Origin of the sequence: Pedobacter xixiisoli, assembly GCF_900215335.1 — a bacterium.
Lineage (GTDB): Bacteria > Bacteroidota > Bacteroidia > Sphingobacteriales > Sphingobacteriaceae > Pedobacter > Pedobacter xixiisoli.
Map to the genome: position 1 here is coordinate 632,976 of NZ_OCMT01000004.1, position 18,007 is coordinate 650,982.

The 18,007-nt window shown below is 37.3% G+C and carries 18 protein-coding genes; 5 read left to right on the forward strand and 13 right to left on the reverse strand.

Features of this window, described 5'->3' with window-relative positions; genetic code table 11:
- Window positions 1–7: 7 nt before the first annotated feature.
- Entirely contained in the window at window positions 8–1,582 is a 1,575-nt protein-coding gene (locus CRO54_RS18865; RefSeq protein WP_097133628.1) for an SUMF1/EgtB/PvdO family nonheme iron enzyme, read from the reverse strand.
- Between the two features lie 445 nt (window positions 1,583–2,027).
- Between CRO54_RS18865 and porV the strand changes: the two genes are divergently transcribed.
- The gene (gene porV / locus CRO54_RS18870) at window positions 2,028–3,194 is read left to right on the forward strand and encodes a type IX secretion system outer membrane channel protein PorV (protein WP_097133629.1); all 1,167 of its coding nucleotides are present in this window, start codon (window positions 2,028–2,030) and stop codon (window positions 3,192–3,194) included.
- A gap of 10 nt (window positions 3,195–3,204) precedes the next feature.
- Entirely contained in the window at window positions 3,205–3,684 is a 480-nt protein-coding gene (gene ispF / locus CRO54_RS18875; RefSeq protein WP_097133630.1) for a 2-C-methyl-D-erythritol 2,4-cyclodiphosphate synthase, read from the forward strand.
- Window positions 3,685–3,748: 64 nt separating this feature from the next.
- Here ispF and CRO54_RS18880 read toward each other — a convergent pair whose 3' ends face one another.
- The 9 genes from CRO54_RS18880 to CRO54_RS18920 all read right to left on the reverse strand — a co-directional run bounded on the left by CRO54_RS18880 (window position 3,749) and on the right by CRO54_RS18920 (window position 11,414).
- Entirely contained in the window at window positions 3,749–4,621 is an 873-nt protein-coding gene (locus tag CRO54_RS18880; protein ID WP_097133631.1) for a pirin family protein, read from the reverse strand.
- 17 nt (window positions 4,622–4,638) lie between these two features.
- Entirely contained in the window at window positions 4,639–5,169 is a 531-nt protein-coding gene (locus CRO54_RS18885; protein WP_097133632.1) for a YceI family protein, read from the reverse strand.
- A gap of 167 nt (window positions 5,170–5,336) precedes the next feature.
- Window positions 5,337–5,924: a Crp/Fnr family transcriptional regulator gene (locus tag CRO54_RS18890; protein WP_097133633.1), complete on the reverse strand. Its 588-nt coding sequence runs from the start codon at window positions 5,922–5,924 to the stop codon at window positions 5,337–5,339.
- A 3-nt stretch (window positions 5,925–5,927) separates the two neighbouring features.
- Window positions 5,928–6,089 (reverse strand): FeoB-associated Cys-rich membrane protein, encoded by a 162-nt coding sequence (locus CRO54_RS18895; protein ID WP_097133634.1) that lies wholly within the window; start codon window positions 6,087–6,089, stop codon window positions 5,928–5,930.
- 205 nt (window positions 6,090–6,294) lie between these two features.
- The gene (locus tag CRO54_RS18900) at window positions 6,295–7,482 is read right to left on the reverse strand and encodes a hypothetical protein (protein WP_097133635.1); all 1,188 of its coding nucleotides are present in this window, start codon (window positions 7,480–7,482) and stop codon (window positions 6,295–6,297) included.
- Window positions 7,483–7,600: 118 nt separating this feature from the next.
- Window positions 7,601–8,425, reverse strand: a complete 825-nt coding sequence (locus tag CRO54_RS18905) for a type 1 glutamine amidotransferase (RefSeq protein WP_097133636.1) — start codon at window positions 8,423–8,425, stop codon at window positions 7,601–7,603.
- A 4-nt stretch (window positions 8,426–8,429) separates the two neighbouring features.
- Window positions 8,430–9,530 carry a carboxylate-amine ligase gene (locus CRO54_RS18910; protein WP_097133637.1) on the reverse strand — a complete coding sequence of 367 codons (1,101 nt, stop codon included), beginning with the start codon at window positions 9,528–9,530 and terminating at the stop codon, window positions 8,430–8,432.
- Window positions 9,531–9,549: 19 nt separating this feature from the next.
- Entirely contained in the window at window positions 9,550–10,608 is a 1,059-nt protein-coding gene (locus CRO54_RS18915; RefSeq protein WP_097133638.1) for an ATP-grasp domain-containing protein, read from the reverse strand.
- A 101-nt stretch (window positions 10,609–10,709) separates the two neighbouring features.
- Window positions 10,710–11,414 carry an esterase family protein gene (locus CRO54_RS18920; RefSeq protein WP_097133639.1) on the reverse strand — a complete coding sequence of 235 codons (705 nt, stop codon included), beginning with the start codon at window positions 11,412–11,414 and terminating at the stop codon, window positions 10,710–10,712.
- 199 nt (window positions 11,415–11,613) lie between these two features.
- Between CRO54_RS18920 and CRO54_RS18925 the strand changes: the two genes are divergently transcribed.
- On the forward strand, window positions 11,614–12,375 hold the full coding sequence (locus CRO54_RS18925; RefSeq protein WP_276329158.1) for an alpha/beta hydrolase: 762 nt from the start codon (window positions 11,614–11,616) through the stop codon (window positions 12,373–12,375).
- 2 nt (window positions 12,376–12,377) lie between these two features.
- Here the strand turns inward: CRO54_RS18925 and CRO54_RS18930 are convergent, their stop codons facing one another.
- A complete protein-coding gene (locus CRO54_RS18930) occupies window positions 12,378–13,193 on the reverse strand; it encodes an anti-sigma factor (protein ID WP_097133641.1) in 816 nt (271 codons plus the stop codon).
- Between the two features lie 3 nt (window positions 13,194–13,196).
- Window positions 13,197–13,748: an RNA polymerase sigma factor gene (locus tag CRO54_RS18935; RefSeq protein WP_097133804.1), complete on the reverse strand. Its 552-nt coding sequence runs from the start codon at window positions 13,746–13,748 to the stop codon at window positions 13,197–13,199.
- Window positions 13,749–14,067: 319 nt separating this feature from the next.
- On the opposite strand from CRO54_RS18935, the gene CRO54_RS18940 reads away from it, so the two are divergent.
- Complete coding sequence (locus CRO54_RS18940) at window positions 14,068–14,640, forward strand: fasciclin domain-containing protein (protein WP_097133642.1); 573 nt, start codon at window positions 14,068–14,070, stop codon at window positions 14,638–14,640.
- A 289-nt stretch (window positions 14,641–14,929) separates the two neighbouring features.
- On the opposite strand, the gene CRO54_RS18945 is transcribed toward CRO54_RS18940, so the two are convergent.
- The gene (locus CRO54_RS18945; protein ID WP_097133643.1) at window positions 14,930–17,314 is read right to left on the reverse strand and encodes a serine hydrolase; all 2,385 of its coding nucleotides are present in this window, start codon (window positions 17,312–17,314) and stop codon (window positions 14,930–14,932) included.
- Between the two features lie 235 nt (window positions 17,315–17,549).
- Between CRO54_RS18945 and CRO54_RS18950 the strand changes: the two genes are divergently transcribed.
- On the forward strand, window positions 17,550–17,999 hold the full coding sequence (locus tag CRO54_RS18950; RefSeq protein ID WP_097133644.1) for a VOC family protein: 450 nt from the start codon (window positions 17,550–17,552) through the stop codon (window positions 17,997–17,999).
- Window positions 18,000–18,007: the final 8 nt, after the last annotated feature.

An 18,007-nucleotide genomic window follows, 5' to 3' on the forward strand; every position in this document is an offset into this window, starting at 1 on the left:
TCAAGTCTTACTTAACTTTAAAAGGTTTAGCTGGTTTGTTCTTGAATTGCGCTTTTCCAGCAGATCTAACTTCTGAAGAACCTAACATGGTCATCGCACAACGGAAACCAATGTCTGCAGCAGATTCGTCTTCTTGCAGGTATCTTCTTGCAGCAGGATTTAACCATATTGCTTGGTCATTCCAAGAACCGCCTTTGTATACTCTTGATCTATCGTTATAAAGAGTCAGAACTTCTCCATTAGCTAACGCTGTTTGTGCGTCTCTGTATCCTCTTTGGTCAGCTTTGTAAGAACTATCTACATAGTTTGATTGTAACTGTGCCCAAGTTTGTTTTACGCCAGTTACGGCAGGTTTCATCATAGGGCGGCCTTTACCATCTAACTTGATTGAATTTGATTGAGGATCTCTCTCTTTATCTGTATATTCATTACCTCTAAATGGGTTTAAACCTTCAGTAGCCTCGTAAGTATTAGGACGGTACACGTCTTGAACCCATTCGCTTACATTTCCAGCCATATTATACAGGCCAAAATCATTAGGTGTAAAACTGCGTACCGACGAAGTGATACTTCCTTTATCATTTAATGAACCTCCAACACCCATGTAATCTCCTTTTCCTCTCTTAAAGTTGGCTAAAATCATACCTCTGGTAGACTTTTTAGAAGAAGTGATGCCTAGGCCATTCCAAGGATAAACCCTTTTCTCGTTGATATTGGAATATTGCGTATTACCTATTAAGCCTAATGCAGCATATTCCCATTCTGCTTCAGTTGGTAGACGGTAAGGTTGAAGAATTTCTCCGTCTTCCAATCTTACATTTCTTCTAGGTGCAGATTTTCCTTTTCCAGCTGCAGCATCTGCGCTTAAATCTAAAGGTGCATTTTTTCCTAAATCTTTATTTTGCCCATTTAAGTATGCTTCTGTGTTATATATCGTATCAGATCTTTTAACTGGGGCACCACCCTTAGCAGTCGGTTTATTCAAATCTTTAAAAGGAGTCATAATTCCTTTTTCTCTTAAGACAAACTCATTTACTCGGTCTGTACGCCAAACGCAGTACTCTGCTGCTTGCTGCCAGTTCACGCCTACAACTGGATAGTCTCCATAAGCTGGATGTCTTAAATAGTTGTTTACGTAAGGTTCGTTATAAGATAGAGGTCTTCTCCAAACTAAGGTATCTGGAAGTGCCTCATAATAGTATTGCGCTAATTCCTCTTTTCCTCTAAAAGTGGTTCTAATCCAGTGCAAATATTCCAACCAGTTGGTGTTCGAAACCTCGGTTTCATCCATGTAGAAAGAACTTAAGGTAACTTGTCGTTTGTAGTTGTACATACCCAAATCTTGTCCAGGTATTTCAACACCACTACCCCCCATAACAAATTCACCACCTTCAATTTCTATTAAACCTGGTCCAGGTCCTCTTTTGAAGCTTGTTTTTACTTCAAAACCACCGTTTTCCCTTTTGTTGTAACTGTAACCTGTTTTATCAGATACTGCGCCACCCTTCTTAGAGCTGCCGCAAGAACTCAAGGCTCCAACACCAAATAATGAGACTAATGCGTATAGGTATATTCTATTCATATATTGCGAATTGCACTTTCGTCGTTAAAAATACACAAAAAAAGGAATGAGAAATAAAAATCTTTTTATTTGGTCATTTTTTGACGAAATTTATTTTAATTAAATATTAGCTTGTTGAAATGGAACTTTCTAGTTTTAAGGTACTAAACGAATAAATTTTCATAATATTGTTAATATCTTTTTTATTAGTTGTGGTGGGGATTTTTTTTCCTTTTATGTGGAATGTTTTGCTGTGTACTCCTTGTTTTTTGCTGGTTTTTGATCATTTTTAGCCTTTATTGCTAAGGCTTTATTTACTGAGAGATATATGGACTACCAGAGATAGAGCATTGGCAATAATATTGCGTGTTGTTTAACGTTATGCAGTCATATTACAAATTACTGCAAGTATACTTTTTGAAATTAACGAACTCTATACTAAATTGCGCAGATTAACTATTTTATGATGAAATTAAACTACCTAGGAAGAGCCTTCTTGCTTTTGTTTTTGTTTTTAGGAAAAAATGCTCTCGCTCAGACTACTTCCGGAAGTAGCACCACGCAAACAAATGGAGTATATCCAGACGTTCCGTTCTTATTAATTACCCCCGATGCTAGGGCTGGTGCAATGGGAGAGGCTGGTGTTGCTGTAATGCCTGATGGAAATGCAATGAGCATCAATCCCGCAAAATTAGCTTTTTTAGAGAAGCCATATGGCGTTAGCTTGTCTTATAGCCCTTGGCTTAAAAACTTGGTTCCAGACATTAACTTAGCTTATTTAAGTGGCTTTTATCAGTTAGATGATAGAACTGTGTTGGGAGCTTCATTAAGATATTTCTCACTTGGAGATATTTCTTTAACGGATGAAGCTGGAGGTGCACTAGGTACTTTCAATCCTAATGAACTCGCATTCGATGCTACCTATTCTCGTAAATTTGGTGAAAATTTTTCTTTAGGTACTACAGCCCGTTTCATCCGCTCAAATCTTACATCTGCCCAAATTGGTGGTAGTCAACAGAAAGCAGGAATGGCGGTTGCAGTAGATGTATCAGCATTTTTCAAGAAGCCAACAGTGTTGTTCGGTAAGGATGCAATTTTATCGGCAGGCTTAAATTTATCCAACATTGGAACTAAAATGAGTTACGCTGAAACTCAGAATAAGAGATTTTTGCCTGCAAATATGAAACTTGGTGGCGCTTCTACCTTCATCATCGATGATTATAACCAATTTACCTTTGCACTTGATTTTAACAAATTGATGGTTCCAACAGATCCAATCAGAGATTTAAATACAGGTGAAATTATTTCTGGTAAAGATCCTTATCGTTCTGTACCTTCTGGAATTATCGGTTCTTTTGCAGATGCACCAGGTGGATTTAAAGAGGAGCTGAAAGAGATTGGGATTTCAACGGGTATGGAGTATACATACAACCAACAGTTTGCAGTTAGAGCTGGTTATTTCTACGAAAATCCTCAAAAAGGAGACCGAAGATACTTTACTCTTGGTGGTGGATTAAAATACAACGTATTTAACCTTGATTTTTCGTACTTGATTGCTAATGCGCAAAACAGTCCGTTAGCAAATACATTGAGATTTACGTTAGCTTGGAGTATTGATAGTGTAGCGAAATAAAAGGTTTTATATGCGTATTAAGGTAGGGTTCGGGTTTGATGTTCATCAGTTAAAAGACAATCATCCTTTTGTGGTTGGTGGTGTAAATCTGGAACATCACAAAGGGGCATTTGGTCATTCAGATGCAGATGTATTGTTACATGCAATTTGCGATGCTTTATTGGGTGCTGCAAATTTAAGAGATATCGGTTTCCATTTCAAAAATACCGATCCACAATGGAAAGGAATTAGCAGTTTGGTTTTGCTAAAAGAAACGGTTAAGCTGCTAAAAGAAAAAAAATTCGAGATAGGGAATATTGATGCAATGCTTTGCTTAGAAGCTCCGAAAATCAATCCCCATATTCCGCAAATGCAAGAAAATATCGCAGCTGCAATAGGCATTTCAGTGGATGATATTTCTATTAAAGCAACAACAAACGAAACAATGGGCTTTATAGGAAGAGAGGAAGGTGTGGTGGCTTATGCAGTTTGTTTGATTGAGAAGATATAAAGGTTACAAGTTGTGAGTTGCAGGTTATGCGACTCACAACTTGCAACCCATAACTCGCAACAACTCATTCTTCCAAGTAGCCAAATTTTCCAGTGTTATAATCTTCAATTGCTTGCTGCAATTCTTCAGGCTTATTCATTAAAAAGGGGCCATATTGAGCAATCGGCTCATTAATAGGTTCTCCAGATAAAAATAAAACCACTGAATCTTCTTTGGCCTCAATTGCTATTTCTGAACCATCATTAGTAAAATGTACCATCTGATTGGTTGCCGCCTGCTCTGTATCATTTACTGAGATGGAACCTTCTATTACCACCAAGGCTGTGTTATAATTCGCTGGGCTTGTTAAAATAACCTTTGTGCCAGTTTTTAATTTGAGGGTATATAGCTCAATCGGAGTAAAGGTAGATGCGCTGCCTTTAGTGCCTAGATATTCTCCGGCAATTACTTCTATTAAGCCACCATTGTTGGGCAGTTTATGCTTGGCAATATTGTTGTTTGCTAACGCTTGATACTTAGGTGTGCTCATTTTATACTTTGCCGGCAAGTTTACCCACAGTTGCACCATTTGAAATGTTCCACCTTTTTTACTAAAGTTTTCTTCGTGGTATTCTTTGTGAAGGATACCGCTTGCTGCAGTCATCCATTGTACATCGCCCGGATAAATTACACCACTGTTGCCTGCGCTATCATGATGGGCTACAGCGCCTTGATAAGCAATGGTTACGGTTTCAAACCCACGATGTGGGTGTACACCAACGCCTCTCAACTTATTAGTTGGTGAAAACTCGATTTTTGCATTGTAATCGAGTAGGTAAAACGGATCCATTTTAATCTTGTATCCGCTTGGGAAGAAATTGTGTACCCTAAACCCATCGCCGACCATATGTGGGGCAGCAGGGTTTAGAATAGCAGCAATTTTTTTAAATGTAGGCATAGCAGCCTCCTTTCTAGTTAAGCTTGTTTAACGAATTGTAGCTCGCCCAAGATTTTTACATCTTCGCTCACCATTACACCGCCAGTTTCTAAGGCTGCATTCCAAGTTAAGCCAAATTCTGTACGATTGATTTTACCACTTAAAGTAAAACCTGCTTTGTTATTTCCCCAAGGATCGGTTGCGATACCACCAAATTCTGCGTTTAATTTCACCGCTTTAGTCACATCTTTAATAGTCAAATCACCATTAACGATATAGTCACTTCCATCTTTTTCTACGCTGGTAGATTTGAAAGTGATGGCTGGATATTGCTCCGCATCAAAAAAGTCAGCACTTTTTAAGTGACCATCTCTATCGCCGTTGCCTGTGTCGATAGAACTGATATCGCCAGAGAAAGAAATGTTTGCGTTAGTAAAATCGTCACCTTCAGATACTAATTCTGCTTGGAAAGACTTGATACTTCCCGTTACCGTAGTAATCATTAAGTGTTTTACTTTGAACTGTAGTTCGCTGTGGGTTGGGTCTAAAGCCCATTTAGTTGTTGCCATAATATTTTAAGTTTTGTGTTTCTAAATTTGATAACACAAAGTTATGGCGAGCTGTTTAACTAAACGTTGATGTATGTTAAGTAATCAAATTGTTTCCTTGGCTCACTCGTTCATTAGTTTGGTGACCAATAGATTAACGAAATAAGCAATTCGAACAGTTGACCTATCTACTTAAAATGTTTTTTAGCTAAGTCTTTACGTACCCTGCTTAAAGATTCGGGGGTAATGCCCAGATAGGATGCGATCATCCATTGTGGTACGCGTAGAGTTAAGTTGGGATATAGTTTGATGAAATCTAGATATCGTTCTTCGGCAGTGGCACTTAATAACATGTTGATACGTTTCTGCATAAACCTAATAGAGTTATGCAGCATCATGATATTAAGCTCTAAGATATGTGGTAATAATTTCTGTATATCTACAAAGAAATGGCTGGGAACAATTAAAACTTCGGTGTTTTCAATGGCATCAATAAAGAAGATAGAGGGTTCGTTGAAAACCGAACTATTACGATCTGAAATCATCCAGTTTTCTGGCGCAAATTGAAGAATATGTTCTTTGCCTTTTTCATCTATAGAAAAATAACGTAAAAGGCCTTCGTTAATGAAATAGTTTTCTGAACGTAGATCTCCAGGGTTGAGTAAAACAGTACCTTTTTTAAAGGTTTTGCTTTTTAAGCAACTTGTAGCTTCTTTGGCTTGCTCATCAGTAATGGAAAGGCGCTCTTTTAAATACGATTGGAATTTCTCTAACATCGATTAAGATTTGGTGTCAGGGATTTTGCTGAAATCTGCGCTGCATTTACCACAGCCTGTAGCGCATGAACCTTTTTTCGGAGCGATACTACGATAGATAATTCGCCCTACATAAAATAATGCGGCGGCAAAAATCGTAATCATTAATATGAACTGAATATCCATGTTACAAAGATAGGTTAATTGTAATATAGCTAAATTGTTTAATTGTTGAGGGATTGTAAAAGAAATGTGGATTAAACATTAAGGAGTTAAGAAATAAAGTCTTAATGCACTTAATTTCTTGATGTTTAAAAGGAGAAATTAAATAGCGAAATGCATTTTGTAAAACTGATGCTGAAACGAGTTCAGCATGACGATAAATTAAGATTTAATGCTGCATCAATCCAACCGTGCCGCCGACCCAATCAAAATCTGCATTATAGCGTACACCAATCATTTTACCACGACTTAAACGGGCTAAGTTGATGCAAAGTTGCGGTTCCTCGCCATCTGGCCAAAGATACATCAAACGTATTTCTGCTTTTACACCACCATCAGGTGCTTGTATAATAGGCTCGTAAGTTACTTTGCGCTGCAAAATCCAATTCTCGGGGTCTGTTATGTCAGTGATGTCACTTTGCTTTACATCGATAATAACACCCATTCCTGCGAAAGAAAATAAAGGCTTAAGCACATAATTTTCTAAGTCTGATGGAATAGCATCAACTTCACTCAAAAATCTGGTTTCAGTCACAAATTTACCGCTTAAAAAAGGCATAGTATATTTGCTGATTCGATAAAACCAATTTGGATGTGTAATCCATTCTATGTCCAATTCCTCACGAGGGTCAAAACTGTTTTCAAAAATGGAAGTGTTGTTGGCTATTTCGTCAAAAATCAAGCGGTTGTAAATTCTCTTGATTTGGATTTTTTCATCGTCTTGCCTATAAAAAAGCTTTTTACCTTCTTTTTTAATCTCTTCTAAAGGTAGGATTTTGATGCCAATTTTGCTGGCTGTGACAAAGAAATCGATAGCTGTTTTTTGGTTAAGTGCATCTATATCCATCAACACTACTTCATGAGGTTGATAATTGCCAACAATCACTTTTTTTAGTAGTTGGAAATAGCTTTCTTCTGTCAATCCGCCAAAGAAGGGCGTGAGCTTTGTATCCAGTTCATATGCTGATTTATACTGGTTAGCCAAGTGGGATTGAAATCCATAAAGCGATGGAAAACCTTGCATTTCGATTAGCATTGGAGAGATTTCGCCACTTTCATCTTTGCAAAGTCCAAAATCGAAAGTTAAGAAATGCGGTTGCTCATTCTCGTTAGGTACCAACCATTCTTTCGGAATTGCATTTTTTGTTAATTCTTTAAAGTTATCCTGCTTGATCAATGCAATAATTTCATCTCCAGCAGCAATTAACTTTTGTTTTAAAGCTTCTGGAATTAAAATAGGTGATTCAGCTACCCGAAAAGTAATTTCTGGATAGCCTTCTTCCAATTGCTTTAAAAAAGCTTGGTATTTTTCTTGGCTAAAATTGGTATTGAATCTTGTTCTAAGTTCTTTTATCATGGCTGAATTTCATTCATAGTTCGTCATTGCGAGGCACGAAGCAATCCTAAAGCGATAATTTACTCAACGATATTTATAGGATTGCTTCGTGCCTCGCAATGACGATTTTGTAAAATAACTAAACTTCTTGCAACGCATTAATCGCCTCATCCAAGAAATTAGGCAAAATCACACTTTGCGTTAACATAATTCTATCAGGGTTTTCTAAGCTGTCAATCATATCTTCGTATTTTTCTTTACCATGATTTTTAATAATTAATTCCTTTTTCTCTTCTAGCGAAAGATACATTTTCATGCCAATTGGGTCGGCCTCTGGATGAAACTGCGTACCAATCATGTAGGGCGAAAAGCGAATGGCCATCATACATCTTTCTAAATCTACATGCGGGCGTTCTTTCTCAATAGCCAATAGCTGTGCTCCCATTTTTTCAAAAACACCATCATTGGGTTGTATTACTTGCCAATCTCGGCTATCTACAGAATAGAATGGATTGTAAAGCCCATTGAAGATGCGTTCGTGTTGCCCAGCTTCGGTTAATGTAATTGGAAAAATGCCAAAAGCGTTAGATTTGCGCTGGGTAACTTCGCCCAATCCGTATTTCCTACATCCCAACTGGAAGGAATGGCAAATGAGGAAAACATACTTTTTTTCTTCGTTGATCAGGTTAAAATCATCAACTCTGTCTAGCAAATCGAAAAAATCTGCCTCCCATTTTTGTCCTTCTCCATCATACGGATTACCTGGGCCGCCACTAGAAATGTAAATGTTGTAACTTAAATCTGGAACTTCTCCCTTTTGCCTAATGTCAAAAATATCTACCGTTAGATTAAGCTGGTTGTAAATTTTGTATTGGTGTAAAATTTCTTGTATACCCCTCATTCCCTGATTAGGGAACCCGTTATTCATATCTATAACGGCTACCTTTATGTTAATATCGTTCATTTTTTTATTTAGCACCGATTAATGTTTGCGTAGTGATGTAATCTACTACAGATTCGTAGCTTTTAGTTTGTTCAAAGACCGCTAACTGTCTATCGGCTCCTGTACCGTTGGCTAAAATAGTGTGTACATATTCGATTTCCTTTCTACTGCCCAACTCATCCACTACATCATCTACGAAGTCTAACAATTCAAGCACCAAATTTCTACAATTTACTTCCATTTCCTTACCAAAGTCTATCAAATTTCCGTCAATTCCGTAGCGGGCAGCTCTCCATTTGTTCTCGTTAATAAGCGCTCTACTGTAAGAAATGAAGTTTAGATTCTGTAAACGCAACTTGTACAATTTGGCACATAAAGCTTGAAATAATGCTGTAAAGGCCATCGTTTCATCAATCAGCATCGGACAATCACATACTCTAAATTCAATGGTTTCGAAGAATGGATGTACCCTGATATCCCACCAGATTTTTTTCGCATTATCGATGCTGTTCGTCTTAATCAACAGTTTTACATAGTTATCGTAGTCTTCGATACTATTGAAAATGTCTGGAATACCTGTACGTGGAAACTTATCAAAAACCTTGGTACGGAAAGATTTGTAGCCCGTATTTCTGCCTTCCCAAAATGGAGAGTTGGTAGAAAGCGCAAAAACGTGAGGTAAAAAATAGCGCACTTGGTTCGCAATATGTATCGCCAATTCCCTAGATTGAAAACCTACGTGAACATGTAGGCCAAAAATTAGGTTAGACCTAGCTGCTTCCTGTAATTCGTTCACAATTTCATTGTATCGAGGATGCTCGGTAATCAATTGCTTTTCCCAATGCGAGAAAGGGTGAGTGCCAGCAGCACCAATGCGCAGACCTTGCTCGCCTGCTAACTCAGCTACGGTTCTGCGCAATTGAGAGATTTCCTCTCTGGCTTGGTCGGTATTTCGGCAAATTCCAGTGCCCACTTCAACCACAGCTTGGTGCATCTCTGCCTTTACTTGATCTTTGTGGATTTTCTGTGCAGCTTCTACTATTTTTTGGTCATGAGAGGTTAATTCCCTTGTTACAGGGTCAACAATCATATATTCCTCTTCAATCCCTAAGGTAAATTCGTTCATAGATAGTTCTTATTGAAGGTTATTTGGTTGATTTTTTAGTGCTTGTTTTCGCTGCTGCTTTCGCTTTTACTACAGGCTTTTCTTTAGTATTGGCAGGTTTTGCAACTGATTTAGCTGTTTTAGAAACAAGTGGTGTTCCAGCTGCGCCAGATTTTACATAGCTACCCCAAGTAAGGTTATCTTTGCCGAATTCTTGTGCTAAAGCTTTCTCAATAGCATAATTGGCCGCAGTTTCTACTACCCATTCAAAGTTTTCTTCGCCAACACTTTCTAAGGCGGCATCTGGAGCTGGATTACAGAAGTCGATAGCGATAGGCACGCCGTTGCGTACTGCAAATTCAACCGTGTTAAAGTCGTATCCTAGGTATTGGTTCAGTTTTAATGTGTATTCTTCTATGGTTTTTAAAAGCTCAGCACTAGGTTTTGGTCCATCAACTACATAACGTAAGTGATGCGGATTACGTGGTTCGTATTGCATGATGCGCACATGTTTTCCGCCAATGCAGTAACATCTAAAGTATTCATCAAAGATGATTTCCTCCTGCAACATCATTACTGTTTGTTTGGTTTCGCTATGTTTTTCGAAAAATTCTTCCTTGCTACTCAGCTTGTAAACTTCTTTCCAGCCTCCACCATCAAAAGGTTTCATGTAGGCAGGGAAGCCTGTGTATTCGAAGATGGCATCCCAATCAAATGGCATTACCAAGTTGCTAAAAGATTTATCGGTAGTATCATCCGGATGTTCCCTTGAAGGAATTAAAGCTGTTTTTGGTACTGGCACACCAATGTTTTCTGCCAATGCATTGTTAAAGAATTTTTCATCGGCACTCCACCAAAAAGGGTTGTTGATTACGGCCGTACCGCCCATTGCAGCATTTTTTAAATAGGCACGATAAAAAGGTACATCTTGTGAAATACGGTCGATAATTACCGCATATTCTGGTTGCTCTGCTTGAAAAACCTTATCGATTTTTACAAATTCTGCAGTAATACCTTTTACTGCTTTTTGGTTTACTCTATCTATAAATGCTTGAGGAAATGAACGCTCTTGGCCAAATAAAATTCCTATTTTCTTCATTGGGGTTATATGTTTGTAAGTATTTGAAATATGGGTTAACCGTTTAATTGTGTATTTGGTTAATTGTTAACTGATTCCTAACCACTGGTTCCTGACCACTTTTAAAGTTGGTAAACATATTCAGGAAACATGTCTCTCCAAATTGGCCAGTCGTGGTCTGCATTCGGTCTAATATCTAGCCAATGGTCAATTCCTTTTTGTTGCAAAATGCCCGAGAGCCTTTCGTTGTCTGGTTTGCATATGTCTCTGTCTGATGTTCCTAAAACAATTTTTAGTTGCCAAAGTTCTGGGTTAATGTTATTAGGGAGATAATCTACGGGATTGTTAAAGTAAACATCATCGTTGTAAAATCCATCCAACTGACCAGTAATATCAAAGGCGCCACTCATACTAAATACATGGCTAACGGCCCAAGGATGGCGAAAAGCGAAGTTAGCAGCATGATAGCCGCCAAAGCTACAGCCAGCAGTAATCACTTTGTCTCTGCCAGTGTCACTTTTAGCTAAAGGCAATAATTCTTCCAGTAAAAACTTATCATACCAAATATGGTTTTTTACTCGTTCCGCGGGGTGGATATTCTTATTGTACCAGCTTAAAGCATCGATGCTGTCAGGGCAATAAATCTTGATTTTACCTTCGTTAATGAAATTCTGTACTGATTCAATCAGCTTAAAATCTTTGTTCTCGTAATAACGACCCATGCTTGTGGGAAAGAGAATGATTGGATAACCACTGTGACCAAAAACCAGCGTCTCTATGTCTTTATTTAGGCTCGGACTGTACCATTTTTTTAGTTCTTCTCTCATGGGCATAATAATTAGATGCTTTAAGGTAAGTAAATCATTTTCAAGGACAAAAATATCGCGGAAATATTTTAACAAGTAATTAGACCTATAAGTTGTCTATTTTTTTAGATAGTAATACCTTTGCAAACAAATAAAAAATGTCGAAAGACGTTTCTTCATATATACCTTATATTAATTCGTTATCAAAACTACCTATCATATCAAATCGAAATCGCTTCAACGCATTGTTGAGGTGGATGTATATGCTCCAGAGAATTTACTGGGCAACGAAACCGTAAATTTACTTCTGGTAAACGACGGACAAGATTTATCGCAAATGGAACTAGAGGATCATATCTCTACACTTTATAGTAAATGGAAAATCGAACCCGTAGTTGTTGTAGGAATTAAGGCGGGAGAGGAGCGACTATTAGAATATGGAGTTGCCAATCGCCCTGATTTTAAAAACAGAGGTAGCAAAGCGGATTTGTATACGCATTTTGTGCTGGCAGAGCTATTGCCGTTTATCGAGAAGCAGGTAGGTGTGGTTATTAACGGTAAAAAAGCTTTTGCAGGTTTCTCTTTGGGAGGATTAACAGCTTTCGATATTGCTTGGAACCATGGCGATGTTTTTGATATTGCTGGTGTTTTTTCTGGCTCTTTTTGGTGGCGAAAAAAGGATTTGAGTGATGGTTACACAGAAGATGACCGTATTCTTCATGAAATGATTGCAGAAAGTTCATCCAAACAAGACCTTAAATTTTGGTTGATGACCGGAACTGATGATGAGAAGGCAGACCGTAATCAGAACTTTATTATCGATTCTATTGACGATACCATCGATGTAATCAAAGAATTGATGAAAAAAGGATATAAACGTCCAGAAGATATCTTCTATTATGAAATGGTTGGAGGAAAGCACGACGTACCTACTTGGGGCAAGGCATTTCCGAAGTTTTTGGAATGGGCTTTTGCTAAGTAAACTTAAACTTTACCCATCACATACATATTCTCCATCGTAGGAGAAGCTACTCCGCCACGTTTCTCTAAGGTGATGGCAAAGGCTTGTGCCGATGTAACGGCAGTCATTTTTTGTACGCTTGCTGCCGCATTTTGGTCAAATACGCCCAAACTTACTGGTTTGCCATCTACAATAGCCCATAATTGATATTGTTGGTCTTGTGGTGCAACCGGAAGGTTTTCTAAAGCCAAATAAACATCGTTAGAATTTTGCTCAAAATACACTACGGCCTTCATATCAGGATGTTTTTCTACCCCTAATAATGGAATAGTTTTAACGTTAGGCCTATTCACTAAGTCCCATTTGCTTTTCAAATCTTGATAAGCAAGTTCGTTATTTTTTTGAGCAGTTGTTAAAGTAGCTAACTGTTCTTTGATGCTGTTCTGCGTATTGTTGAAGTAAAGGTTTAGAGAAATACTGGCCACTAATAAAATAGTTGCAGCAATAGCAAACCATTTTAAAGGAGCTTTGTTGTTCTCAATACTTTGTGATGGATAAAGAGGAGTGGTAACTGGTTCTACTACACTTTCTTCAATCTCATTGTTTTCTTGGTTTTCTTCGGAAATTTTAGCCCATATTGCCGACTTAAGCGCTGGCGGTGGGGCAATAGCTTGCTGAGACGCAAAATCCTCTAGGGTATTTTGTGCGTCTAAGATAGCCTGCTTAACCTCTGGGTTGTTGCTTTGGATGCAATCCAATATGCGTGTTTCCTCCTCAGAAGCTAAGCCCATTACGTAGGCTTCTATAATGCCAGACGATATGTATTCTTTAATATCCAATTTTTACCTGTGGTCTTTTAACAATTTTTTTAGCTCAATTAATGCGTTTCTGGTTCTCGTTTTAATTGTGCCTATGGGTATATCAAGCCTTTCGGCAATTTCTTGTTGGGTATATCCTTTATAATAGGCAAGGTCAATTAATTCTCTCCATTCTTCTTTTAATTGTGATAAAACTTCTTTCACTCCAATATGGTCAACATTAGCTGCTGTTGCATATTGTTCGCTATCATTTACGAAGTCTGGGATACTTTGGTTTTTTTGTTCGTTCTGAAAACCTTTGGACCTGATGTAATCTATAGCTGTATTTCTTGCTAAATTAATCATCCAAGTGTATAAACGACCTTTTTCTGAATCAAATTGTGCGATGTTCTTCCAAATTTTTACAAAAACATCTTGAATAATTTCATCAGCATATTCTTTTTCACTTACAACTCTGGTGATTATACCGTAGATAGCTGCCGAATAATTATCATATAGATAATTGAAACCTTTCTCGTTCTGTTGCAATAACAGCGAGATGATTTCTTGTTCGGACAGTTTTAGTTGATTATTCAAAAAATTAAAATGCTTTAAACAAAAATAGAAAAATAACTGAAAGCTAAGCACTTTTTTAAAATTGTTTTTGATTAAGTATTTGCAAATGCTTGTAGAGACTACCTCTAGAATGACAAATATGGAGTTGATAGTTCTTTTTTGTTTGGTTTGGAGATTTTTAGCTTCTATTAAATGAAAATGCTTTTATGTTAATCTTACTCTTTTAAACTAACCATTGCGGCTACTTCCTAAAAAAACTTTAGAGATTAAAAACCGAATGCCAATCCGCTTCCGTAAGTGTAGGTATAGAAAGAACAAATAACCATAAAAATTAAACATCATGAAAAAGTTAACAAAAATTGTAGCCTTAGGTGCATTATCATTAAGCTTAGCATTTGTAAATGTGGCCGTGGCGCAAAAAGCTACTAAAGAAAAAACAGTAATGGTAGGCGGAGCAGCAATGTATCCAAGCAAAAACATTGTAGAAAATGCGGTAAACTCTAAAGACCATACTACATTGGTGGCTGCGGTAAAAGCTGCAGGTTTAGTAGAAACATTATCTTCTAAAGGACCATTCACTGTATTTGCGCCAACTAATGCAGCATTTAATAAATTGCCAAAAGGAACCGTAGAAACTTTAGTTAAACCAGAAAACAAAGCAACATTAACCAAGATTTTAACTTACCATGTATTGGCAGGTAATTATAGTGCAAAAGATGTTTGGGCAGCTGTTAAAAAAGGAAATGGTAAAGCAACCATGAAAACTGTTGAAGGTGGCAACCTTACTTTTTGGACTAAAGGAAAAGATTTATACGTAAGAGATACTAAAGGTAATGATGCTAAGGTAACCATTGCTGATGTAAACCAATCTAACGGTGTAATCCATGTGATTGATGCTGTTCTAATGCCATAGTTTTTCGTTTTGATTATATGCAAGGAAGCCTCGCTAGTCGAGGCTTTTTTATTTTTGAGCTAATGCTAATATTTATTTTAAAAAAAATTAACTCAGATATAATAAAGCCAATGTAAATGAGTTTATATTACTGAGAGCGTTAATTTAGATGGCGGGGACAAGGCGGTATGCTAAGTCCCCGTTTCTTTTTATATGATACTCTGTTTCTTGATAAAAAGATTGAAATTAAGTGGTTTTCTTCGGTTTCAGTTTGAGCAAACAAAGTGATTCCGTAAATCAGCTAACCTAATTAGTTCAAGATTTTTTCAAAAAGTAAATTCTTAATCTTGTCAGAATTGATTTGAAATGCTGTGATTTTTTGTTGCTTATCTCTTATAAAGTGAATACCTCCCAAATTTCTGGCGCTACTTAGAAACAAATCTAACTGAATAGGACTTAGACTGATGTTCGGTTGATTTTTATTGCTTGTAAATAAGCCTTTTTCATTTTTATCTAAAATATAACTTACGTTTAAAGCTTTGCAATAATAAGTGCCTACAAATTCATCTAAATCAGTTGGCGAGTATGTTTTAGGGGTATAGCGTTCGTACGTAAATTCATCGCTTTCGCCAGAAGTATAAATCATTTTCAAATTGTTGCCTTCTTTATGGAATTTAACCTTCATCACGTCGTCCCCGTCAATTACTACTTGAAAAACATTTTCTGCAATTGGAACTAATAGATTTTCATAGGTGTTGCCCAATACATGATAGCGTAAAGTATCATTTTTCACCAACATGCTAAGCCCAGTCATTCTTTCGTTATCCCAGTAATATCCGGAGTAGCTGTCTAGTTTTTGCGCAGATGTTTTAAAGGTTTTTATCTTACTAAAGTCGATAGTTGGTGGCTCTGGAAATATATCTCCAAGCACTTCAATGGCCATGTTCATCGCAAGCCCACCGTTGTACCTGTTGTTGCTTCCGAGTACAAACGAGGTTACTTTTTGATTTGGGAATATGAAAATATTACTGGCATAACCGCCTTCTAATCCATAGGTCCAAATTTTAGGAACACCTCTTTCTGCATGAAGGTATTGTTGTCCGTACAGTAATCTTCCTGCAGTTGGATTAAAAGTGGTTTTTCCATCATCTAAAGTTACCGGAGAAGTTAGTTTTTCTATCAGCTTCTTGCTCCCTACCTTTGGGTTTTCGAAGTTGAGATACCAACGGTTTAAATCGGAAGCCGAAGTGTAAAGATTGGTGGTGCCAACAATAGAATAATTGATGGGGTTATTTTTAGGACCATTATTGGTGACTTGATATGAAACGGCAACATTAGGTATGATCAATTCATTATCATCATGAAACAAAGTATTGTTCATTCCCAAAGGCGTAAAAATATGTTCCTGAGTAAATGCTGCTAGCGTTTGCCCTGTTACCTGTTTCACTATTTCTGCTAATAAAATAAGTCCCGATGAAGTCTGTGAGAATTTGGTTCCTGGGGTGTAATCAAGTTTCTTTTGTTGGAAAATTAAATTCAAAGCATCTTTTTGTGTAAAAACATCTTTATCTCTCCAACCTGCAATTTCTTTTAGAGCTAAAAAATCGTGTAATCCACTAGATTGGCTTAGCAAGTGCTTAATGGTGATTTTATGCCCGAAATCAGGTAATTGAGGAATATATTGGTGTACATCATCGGTTAGAGATAACTTGCCCTTTTCTTCCAAAAATAAAATAGCGAAAGCGGTAAATTGCTTAGACATAGTTCCAATTTGGAATTTAGTGTCTGCGTTTACTAGGTTTTTATGTGTTAAATCTGCACTTCCAAAACCTTTTTGATAAATGATTTGATTACCTTTTATAAGACCTGCTGCTACACCTAGTTTGGTGGGAGCGTTATCCCATTCGGCGAAAACCTTGTCTAGATTTTTAACGGTTTCTTGTTCCACTCCAATTTTTTTGTTTTCAATGAGCTTGATGATTTCTATACTCATTTTTGAAGCCGAACTTGGGTCTTGTCCAGTCACAAATCTGCCATCTACTACATAAAAACCATCTCCCAGTTTGTTGGAATGTACAAATTTGCCATTATTGTTAGTGATGGCTTGGTCTATGGCAAATGGAAATGCTTTATAGTATTCTTCATTTTTGTCTTCAAATTTATCTGCAAAGCCCGTTATTCTTTTGCCGCCATAAAGTGATTTTCCCGTCTCATCTCTTAAATAAGCTAAGCCTGCTGTGCCGTGACAAATAGCGGCAACTACTCCGTTGTTTGCGAAAATCTGTCTTGCAAGATTCTGAATATTGGTATTTTCTGCTACTCCAAACATCGCCGCACCGCCACCACCATAAAAAATTGTGGCATAGTCATCAGCAATAATCTCAGTTGGTTTCCTCGTGTGCTTTAATCTGTCCATAAACAAACCATCATACAAGTACTTTTTCTGAATGCTGTCAGAAGAGTTGATATATCCAATGGGAATTGCGCCGCCCTTTGGGCTTACGAAGTCGACAGTGTATCCCGCTTTTGTAAATACATCGTAAGGAACAACAATTTCTTGAAAGTGGTTTGACGCACTTATTTTTGTGTTTCCGTAAAAGCTCTGGCTTGAGGTGACGAATAGGATTTTTTTCTGTGCGTAGCTACTTGCCGAGTGTAAGCCAAAAAGAACTAGAAAAATTAATAATTTATTCATTTTGTTAGAAATTATAAGTTTTGATTGGAAAGAATTCACGGTTAATGTTTTTTAAGATTTCTTTTAACTTAAATGATGAAGCAAAAGTCTGAGATATTAATCTTTTAAAGTCTCTGATTTATAAAGTAGAAGTTTGATATTATAATTTCGAACTCAATTCAATCATAGATTTTCTTGATGAATAGATTGAAAGAAGTGATTTTCTTCTCGCTTACCTTAACTGTAACTTCGTTTCATGATTAAAGGATTATTTGAAACGCACATCTTTGTAGAAGATTTAGAAAGGTCTGTCGATTTTTATAAAAATGTATTGGGATTAACCGAATGTGGGTATAACGATGAACGTAAAGTGGCCTTCTTTTGGGTAGGCGAACCTAAGGGAGCGATGTTGGGATTATGGGAGAAGCCAAAAGCCGAAATAGATATTCGTCATTTTGCATTTAGATGCGATGTGGATGATGTGGTGAATAAGTCTGTGGCGTTTTTGAAAGAGAGAAACTTACAGCCCTACAATTTTTTGAAGAATGGAAATGAGAAACCGATGGTATTTGCTTGGATGCCAGCAGTAGCTATTTACTTTAAAGACCCCGATGGTCACGATCTGGAGTTTATAGCGATGCTAGAAGGAGACGGTAAGCCGGAACTCGGCGTAATTAGCTATGAAGATTGGATAAAGCTAACATAGTGAAGCCA